The organism is Methylobacterium ajmalii (assembly GCF_016613415.1).
In the GTDB taxonomy this organism is placed as follows: domain Bacteria; phylum Pseudomonadota; class Alphaproteobacteria; order Rhizobiales; family Beijerinckiaceae; genus Methylobacterium; species Methylobacterium ajmalii.
In genome coordinates this window covers 1-8,159 of the sequence record NZ_JACWCT010000025.1, presented here as the reverse complement: position 1 = coordinate 8,159, position 8,159 = coordinate 1, and the positions used below count along the sequence as shown (strand labels likewise).

General features: G+C 72.2%; 7 protein-coding genes and 2 pseudogenes. 7 read left to right on the top strand and 2 right to left on the bottom strand.

Annotated elements, in window-relative coordinates:
- Nucleotides 1-390: pseudogene (locus HPY23_RS04220) on the top strand (hypothetical protein); the annotation flags it as partial.
- A 39-nt stretch (nt 391-429) separates the two neighbouring features.
- Here HPY23_RS04220 and HPY23_RS04215 read toward each other — a convergent pair.
- Nucleotides 430-1,500, bottom strand: a complete 1,071-nt coding sequence (locus tag HPY23_RS04215; RefSeq protein ID WP_091886863.1) for a YncE family protein — start codon at nt 1,498-1,500, stop codon at nt 430-432.
- A 189-nt stretch (nt 1,501-1,689) separates the two neighbouring features.
- On the opposite strand from HPY23_RS04215, the gene HPY23_RS04210 reads away from it, so the two are divergent.
- Nucleotides 1,690-2,979 carry an OprO/OprP family phosphate-selective porin gene (locus HPY23_RS04210; protein ID WP_060846174.1) on the top strand — a complete coding sequence of 430 codons (1,290 nt, stop codon included), beginning with the start codon at nt 1,690-1,692 and terminating at the stop codon, nt 2,977-2,979.
- A gap of 252 nt (nt 2,980-3,231) precedes the next feature.
- Here HPY23_RS04210 and HPY23_RS04205 read toward each other — a convergent pair whose 3' ends face one another.
- Complete coding sequence (locus HPY23_RS04205) at nt 3,232-3,744, bottom strand: P-loop nucleotide/nucleoside kinase family protein (RefSeq protein ID WP_091886866.1); 513 nt, start codon at nt 3,742-3,744, stop codon at nt 3,232-3,234.
- 222 nt (nt 3,745-3,966) lie between these two features.
- On the opposite strand from HPY23_RS04205, the gene hslV reads away from it, so the two are divergent.
- From hslV to HPY23_RS04180, 5 genes and pseudogenes are all read left to right on the top strand, one after another.
- Nucleotides 3,967-4,497: an ATP-dependent protease subunit HslV gene (gene hslV, locus HPY23_RS04200; protein ID WP_060849237.1), complete on the top strand. Its 531-nt coding sequence runs from the start codon at nt 3,967-3,969 to the stop codon at nt 4,495-4,497.
- 61 nt (nt 4,498-4,558) lie between these two features.
- The gene (gene hslU, locus HPY23_RS04195) at nt 4,559-5,872 is read left to right on the top strand and encodes an ATP-dependent protease ATPase subunit HslU (protein WP_091886869.1); all 1,314 of its coding nucleotides are present in this window, start codon (nt 4,559-4,561) and stop codon (nt 5,870-5,872) included.
- Nucleotides 5,873-6,091: 219 nt separating this feature from the next.
- Complete coding sequence (locus HPY23_RS04190) at nt 6,092-6,937, top strand: AAA family ATPase (protein WP_060846171.1); 846 nt, start codon at nt 6,092-6,094, stop codon at nt 6,935-6,937.
- A 4-nt stretch (nt 6,938-6,941) separates the two neighbouring features.
- On the top strand, nt 6,942-7,460 hold the full coding sequence (locus HPY23_RS04185; protein ID WP_091755018.1) for a SixA phosphatase family protein: 519 nt from the start codon (nt 6,942-6,944) through the stop codon (nt 7,458-7,460).
- Between the two features lie 142 nt (nt 7,461-7,602).
- Nucleotides 7,603-8,159: pseudogene (locus HPY23_RS04180) on the top strand (hypothetical protein); the annotation flags it as partial.

The following is an 8,159-nucleotide window of genomic DNA, read 5'->3' as shown; positions in this document are numbered from 1 at the left end:
ACGGTCGTCAAGCCGGCCGCCCCGCAGCCCGAGGCGCCGCGGGCGCAAGCCCCGCTGCCGCGCGCCGTCGAGGCGCCAGCGGTTCGCGAGCCCGCATTCCAGGAGCCCGCCGCGGCGCCGGGGCTGATGGCGCCCCCGTCCGAGGGCAGCGTCGTCGCCCTGCCGATGTCCCGCCGGGTACCGGCGGCGGCGGCCGATGGCGGCGAGGGCGTGCTGTTCCTCAAGGCCGGCCTCCTCGACTGCACCTTCCCGCTCTGGGCCGACGGCGACGGCACCGCGATCGAGACCAAGCGCGTCTGCGGCTGCCGCGTGCTCACCGGCAAGCGCTGGTGCCGCACCCACTACGCGACGGTGTTCGAGCCGCCGAAGCGCCCGATGCGGGCGGCCTGATCCGGAGCCGGACCCCGCGGCGCGGGGCCCGGTCATCGATCATCCGGGCAGCAGCACCATCACGTCGGGCTCGCGCCCGGTGGCGAGGGTGCCCTGGACCCGACGGCCCTCGAGATCGACCACCGCGATCCGGTCGTCCTCCAGGGCCGCGAAGGCCAGCGGGCTCGACGGGTGGCGGGCGAGCGCCACCGGCGCAGCCCCGAGCGGCACGACCGCCATCTCCTTGAGTGCGGGATCGAGCAGCGACAGGCTCTTCTCGGCGTAGTTGGCGAGGATCAGGTCGCCCTCCAGCCCGCAATCGACCCGCACCACGTCGCCGCGCGTCGGCACGCTGCGGGTCACCGTCATCGCCTCGGTGGCGAGCGCCGCCAGCGTCGCGCCGCGGCGGTGGGCGACGTAGAGCGTCGCCTCGTCCGGAGAGAGCGCGTTGCCCTCCGGCCACGGGCCGGAGGCGGCGATGCGGGGCGCCTCCGCGGGCGCGAAGGGCCGCACCCGGCTCACGGTGTTCGACAGGATGTTGGCGACGTAGGCCGTCTCGCCGTCCCGCGACAGCGAGAAGAGGTGGCCCTTGATGCCGCCGGTCGCCACCGCCCGGTCCGGCCGCTCGGCCCGCTCCGGCGCGTCGATGCCGAGGAGCACGTCGCGGTCCTCGCTCAGCACCATGAGCCGGTCCCTCGCATCGAGGCGGATCCCGTGCAGGCGCCGGAACGGCCCGCAATCGATCGTGCGGGCGAGGCTGCGGGCGGCGAGATCGACGACGTAGACGGCATCGCCCCCCGGGCCCGGCGTGGTCGAGGACTTGGCGCCGTAGAGCGCCACGTAGGCGCGGGTCCCGGCCCGGTCGACGACGAATTCGTGCGGGTACTCCCCCGGCAGCTCGACCCGCCCGGTGCGCCGGCCGCTGGCGAGCTCGTAGAAGCTCAGGGCGTGGTCGCCCTTCTCCATCACCAGGAGGGTGTCGGACCGGCCGGCCGCGCCCTGCATGGGTGCGGCTTGCACGGGCGTGCCTTGAGGGGCCGCGCCCTGCGCGCGGGCGGCGCCGGTCAGCGGTCCGAGGGCGAGGGCGGCGAGGCCCGACAGGCAGAGACGGCGGTCGATGGCGGGGGGCATGGCGGTTCCTCGATCGTCCCCGACACAACCCCGCCGTCGCGTCACGGTTCGCCCCACCCACGCGGCGGCTCGCCTGGACGTGGCGGGTGCGCCACACCGGCCGGCGAACAGGGCCGGATCCACCGGAGGTCGCAGCCCCGTCATGGAATAACGCGCAGCCTCCGGCATATCAGCCGCGAGGAGCCGGCCATGTCTCACCGCAAACGCCCGCCGTCGCGCCCGTCCTGGCCGATCGCCGTTCTCCTGCTCGCCTGCTGCGCGAGCCTGCCCGCCGGCGCGGTCGAGGGCCCGCCCGGCCCCTTCGGCGAGACGCTGACCATCGACGAGAAGGGCATCACCCTGAAGTTTCCCGACGACGCCGCGACCCTGCGGATCGGCGGGCGGCTCCAGCTCGATTTCGGCACCGGGCGGGTGCAGCAGCGCGGCTTCGGCACGGTGTTCGACACCCCGATCGCCGTGCGCCGCTCCTGGATCGAGAGCTACCTGACGCTCGGCAAGGAACTGGAGCTCGCCTTCCAGTACGATTTCGCCGAACCGAACCGGCCGATCAACGACGCGGTCGTCGCCTACAAGGGCTTCCAGAACGTCATCGTGGCGATCGGCAACATGAAGGAGCCGTTCAGCCTCGACCAGCTGATCTCGGACAACAACACCCTGTTCACCGAGCGCTCGCTCGCCGACGCCTTCGCGCCGGCGCGCAACTTCGGCTTCGCGATCGGCACCCACGGCGAGCGCTGGACCGCGGTGACGAGCGTGTTCGGCGGCAACATCAACAACGCCGCCATCGGCGACCAGGGCGTCGCCTCGACCACCCGCCTGACCTACGCGCCCTACCTGAGCCAGGACGGCAACGACGTGCTGCATGTCGGGGTCGCCGGCAGCTACCGCTCGCTGCCGAACGACGGCAGCGCGCTCACCCTGTCGAGCCGCTCCGAGGCGTTCCTGTTCGCGCGCCAGTTCGTCAACACCGGCGCCATCCGCGACGCGGCGAGCATCGGCCGCATCGGGCTCGAGGCCGCCTGGCAGGCCGGGCCGTTCCGGCTCCAGGCCGAGTACATCCTGACCGAGATCGGCCGCTCGGGCGGGGCGCCGTCCCTGAGCTTCCAGGGCGGCTACATCCAGGCCGGCCTGCTCCTCAACGGCAAGGGACGGCGCTACGCGATCGCGCCGAAATACGCCACCGAGTACGCGGTGTTCGGCGGCGTGGAGGTCGAGGAGGCGCAGCGCGTCAGCCGCGGCGGCACCGGGGTGTTCGAGCTGGGGCTGCGCTACAGCGCCATCGACCTCGAGGACCGCGCCATCCGCGGCGGCATCGAGCAGGACTTCACCGCCGGCGTGAACTGGTACCCGGACCGCAACATCCGCTTCGTGTTCGACTACGTCCGCTCCCACACCTCGCCCTCGCCGGCGAGCCTGAACTTCAACCGCCGGACGATCGACGCGGACGCGTTCATCGGGCGGGCGCAGCTCTACTGGTGACGGATCCCGCGACCGGGGAGAACGGCGTTCGGCCGTCCCGCATTCGATGGGTATCGACGGGCGACCGACGACGAATCCTGCCGGCCCCGTCCGGGGCCGGGGATCCTCGCTTAAAAGTGCCGGTAGGGACCAGCACCCATCGTTCGTCGGATCCATCGGGCGGACAGGCGGCGCGAGCGCGCCTCGTGCCTCTCGGCACCCCTGCCACGTCGTGAGCCCATCACGCGCTCTGCCCGGCCCGGCCCTCAGGGCTCACGTCGGCCCGTCTGGCGCCGCGATCCGCTGCACGGCCGCGACCGCCTCCAAGGGCGACAAGGTCGCGCTATCGACGACGAAACGCGGCCGGTCCCACGGCTCGTAGTCGAGGCGCAGAATCATGTCCCACGAGGGTAGAACGAAGCCGCGAATGTCGGAAACCCGCCCCTCGACACGGCGGCGATGCTCTTGCGCGTCCGAGCACACGACCTCGACCTCGATCAACCGCACGGCGGCCCGGGTCGCCACCGCCCGCCACCCCTCGCGGCTGGCCGCGACCGGGTTGACGCAATCGGCCACGACGACCCGCCCCTCGCCGAGATTCGCGCCCGCGAGCGCCTGGGCCACCGCGTAGCCGGACGCGCCGACAGGGCCCGCCAGGACGCCCGCATCCCGGATCGCCTGCTCGATGATGTCGACGCGCAGATGCGTCGCCGCGAGGGTTTTGGCGACGGCGCGGGAGATCGTCGTCTTTCCGGTCCCGGGCAGGCCGGCGAACACGATCAGCATGGCGCAGGCTCGCGATGGAGAAAGGCGAACGCGGACCGCTCGTCGACCTCGTTGTACCACGTCGACCAACGTCGGGCCGGTAGCCTGCCCTCCGGATCGTCGCCCCTTGCCCGCCCGGCTGGACGAATGCCCCCGCAGCCCCCACCTACGCCGCAGTACGACGAAGACAGCCTGCCCGGAGAGACATCCTTGGCCAACGACGACGCGGGGGGCGCCCCCCGCATGCATGCGACGACGATCCTGATGGTGCGCAAGGGCGGCCGGGTGGTGATCGGGGGCGACGGGCAGGTCAGCCTCGGCCAGACCATCGTCAAGGGCAATGCCCGCAAGGTCCGGCGGCTGGCCAAGGGGTCGGTGATCGGGGGGTTTGCCGGCGCCACCGCCGACGCCTTCACGCTGTTCGAGCGGCTGGAAGCCAAGCTCGAGCAGTATCCGGGCCAGCTCACCCGCGCCTGCGTGGAGCTCACCAAGGACTGGCGGACCGACCGCTACCTGCGCCGCCTCGAGGCGATGATGCTGGTCGCCGACAAGGACGTGAGCCTGCTCCTGTCGGGCGCCGGCGACGTGCTGGAGCCCGAGGGCGGCGTGATGGCGATCGGGTCGGGCGGCAACTACGCGCTCGCCGCCGCCCGGGCGCTGGAGGAGCAGGAGCTCGACGCCGAGGCGATCGTGCGCCGCGCCATGCGGATCGCCGCCGAGATCTGCGTCTACACCAACGGCAGCCTGGTGATCGAGAGCCTGGACGCCGCCTGACGGCGGACCGCCCGGACCTCACCTCCCTCGCACAGGGCCGCGGGCCCGCCAGAAGAGCCTCATGACCACCTTTTCCCCCCGCGAAATCGTTTCCGAGCTCGACCGCTACATCGTCGGCCAGGGCGACGCGAAGCGCGCGGTCGCGATCGCGCTTCGCAACCGCTGGCGCCGCCAGCAGCTCCAGGGCCCGCTCCGCGAGGAGGTGGCGCCCAAGAACATCCTGATGATCGGCCCGACCGGCTGCGGCAAGACCGAGATCTCGCGCCGCCTGGCGCGGCTCGCCGGCGCGCCGTTCCTGAAGGTCGAGGCGACGAAGTTCACGGAAGTGGGCTATGTCGGCCGCGACGTCGAGCAGATCGTGCGCGACCTCGTCGAGATCGGCATCGGCTTGAAGCGCGAGGAGAAGCGCCGCGGCGTCCAGGCCCAGGCCGAGGCCGCGGCCGAGAACCGCGTGCTCGACGCCCTCGTCGGACCGACCGCGAGCCAGGCCACCCGCGACGCCTTCCGCAAGCGCCTGCGCGCCGGCGAGCTCGACGACAAGGAGGTCGAGCTGGAACTGGCCGGCGGCGCTCCGCAAGGGATGCCGATGTTCGAGATCCCGGGCATGCCGGGTGCCGCCATGGGGGCGATCAACCTCGGCGACATGCTCGGCAAGGCGCTGGGCAACCAGAAGGGCAAGCCGCGCCGCATGACCGTGCGGGACGCCCACGGCCCCCTGATCAACGAGGAATCCGACAAGCTCCTCGACCAGGACAGCGTGGTGCAGGAGGCGCTTCGCGACGTGCAGGACAACGGCATCGTCTTTCTCGACGAGATCGACAAGATCTGCGCCCGGGAAGGGCGCTCGGGCGCCGACGTCTCGCGCGAGGGCGTGCAGCGCGACCTGCTGCCGCTCATCGAGGGCACCACGGTGGCGACCAAGCACGGGCCGGTGAAGACCGACCACATCCTGTTCATCGCCAGCGGCGCCTTCCACGTCTCGAAGCCCTCCGACCTGCTGCCGGAGCTGCAGGGGCGCCTGCCGATCCGGGTCGAGCTGAGCCCGCTCACCGTCGACGATTTCCGCCGCATCCTGACCGAGACCGAGGCGAGCCTGACCAAGCAGGCGATCGCCCTGATGGCCACGGAGGGCGTCACGATCGACTTCACCGCGGACGCGATCGACGCGCTCGCCAAGGTCGCCGTCGACGTGAACTCGTCCGTCGAGAATATCGGCGCGCGCCGGCTCCAGACGGTGCTGGAGCGGGTGCTCGACGACGTGTCGTTCACCGCCCCCGACCGCTCCGGCGAGACGGTGACGATCGACGCGACCTACGTCCGCGACCGGGTCGAGAGCCTGGCGCAGAACGCGGATCTGAGCCGGTTCATCCTCTGATACGAGATCCGGAAGATCGCTTCCGGATATCGTATCAGCAGCCGGCGCGGCGCTTGAGCGAAGCCGAAATCCGCATCGCGCAGCAATCGATCGGATTTCGCATGAACCGGGCCGCCCGGGTGCCCCGGCGCCCGGGCGAACCTCCAGGGCGGGTCTCGCCAGCACGGCCGTCCCCGCATAGGGTCGGACCGGATCCTCGAACGACGTGACACGAGCCCGATGCGCTTCACCGGAACCGAGAACTACGTCGCCACCGGCGACCTGACCATCGCGGTCAACGCTGCCATCACCCTGGAGCGGCCGCTCCTCGTCAAGGGCGAGCCGGGTACCGGCAAGACCGTGCTGGCGGAGGAGATCGCCCGGGGCCTGGGCGCCCCGCTGCTGACCTGGCACATCAAGTCGACCACCAAGGCGCAACAGGGCCTCTACGAGTACGACGCGGTCTCGCGCCTGCGCGATTCGCAGCTCGGCGACCCGCGGGTCTCCGACATCGCCAACTACATCCGCCGCGGCAAGCTGTGGGACGCCTTCACGGCGCCCGAGCGGCCGGTGCTCCTCATCGACGAGATCGACAAGGCCGACATCGAGTTCCCGAACGACCTCCTGCTCGAGCTCGACCGGATGGAGTTCCACGTCTACGAGACCGGCGAGACGGTCCGGGCGGCGCGCCGCCCCATCGTCATCATCACCTCGAACAACGAGAAGGAGCTGCCGGACGCCTTCCTGCGCCGCTGCTTCTTCCACTACATCAAGTTCCCGGACGCCGACACGCTGAAAGCCATCGTCGACGTGCACTATCCGGGCATCAAGCAGCGCCTCGTCGAGGAGGCCCTGCGAGTCTTCTTCGAGGTGCGCGAGGCCCCCGGCCTCAAGAAGAAGCCCTCGACCTCCGAGCTCCTCGACTGGCTCAAGCTGCTGATGGCCGAGGATATCGGCCCCGAGCAATTGCGCGAGCGCGACCCCCGCAAGCTGATCCCGCCGCTGCACGGGGCGCTCCTGAAGAACGAGCAGGATGTCGGGCTGTTCGAGAAGCTCGCCTTCCTGAGCCGCCGCGAGGGACGCTAGAGCCATGCGCCGCCTGATCCTCCTGCGCCACGCCAAGTCCGACTGGCCGGACGGCGCGTCCGACATCGACCGGCCGCTCGCCCCGCGCGGGCGGGAGGCCGCCCCGAAGATCGCCGCCTACCTGGCGGCGGAGGGCCTGATCCCCGACCGGGTGCTGGTCTCGCCGGCCCGGCGCACGCAGGAGACCTGGGACCTCGTCCGGCCGGCCCTCGGGACCGTCCCGGACGAGACCGTGCCGCAGATCTACGAGGCGCCGGTCTCGCGCCTCCTCGACGTGGTGCGGAGCATCCCGGACGAGGTCGCGACCGCCCTGATGATCGGCCACAATCCCGGCTTCCAGGACCTCGCCCGGCTGCTGTCGAAGCCCGGCGACGCGCGCCGCGCCCTGACCAGGAAGTACCCGACGGCGGGAATCGCGGTGATCGACCTGCCCGCGACGGCGTGGGGCGAGGTCGAGGCCGGGGAGGGCGAGGTCGAGCGGTTCGTGACGCCCAAGACCCTGGGGCACGGCGAGGACGAGTGAGGGCGGGCTGCGGCGAACCGGATCGCCCCACGGCCGTTTGTGAGAGCCGAGCCGCGACCGGAGACCCGTGGGCCCCGTGATCCTCACCGCCTTTCTCGCCCTGAGCCTCGCGGCCGGTCCCGCCGCGCAGGACGCCGCCGGCCTGGCCCGGGACGGCGCGACGCGCCTGTCCGACGGGGTCCGGGACGGGCTCGCCGCGGCCGCCGCCCTCGCGGCACCGGCGCGCGAGGCGCCGGTCTACCGCCCGGAGGCGCGGGCGGTGTCGAACTGGCGCGGCGAGACCAGGGACGGGCTGATGCCGCTCTCGCTCGCCTGGACCGCCTGGGCGGCACCGACCGATCCGGCCTTCGTGGCGCGCTGCGTCAAGCTCAACAACTACTGGTGCATCAAGCGGGCGCGCTGGGACGGCGAGATCGGCGGCGACCAGGAGGGCCATACCGGCTTTGCCACCGCCGGGCACGGGGCCGACGCCGCCGTGTCGCTGCTCCGGCGCTATTACGGCGAGTACGGTCGCCGCTCGGCGCTCGCCATCGTCCGGCGCTGGGCTCCGGCGGAATGCGCGGGCCCGGTCGCGTCCCGCGCCGCGCCGGGGCGCACGGCCGCGGTCCCGGCCTCCCCGGTTCTCGCCGCCCTGGCGCCGCAGGGCCTCGGCCGCACCCTGCGGGCGCGCTTCCTCGCCAGCCACGGCCGGGGCGGGGC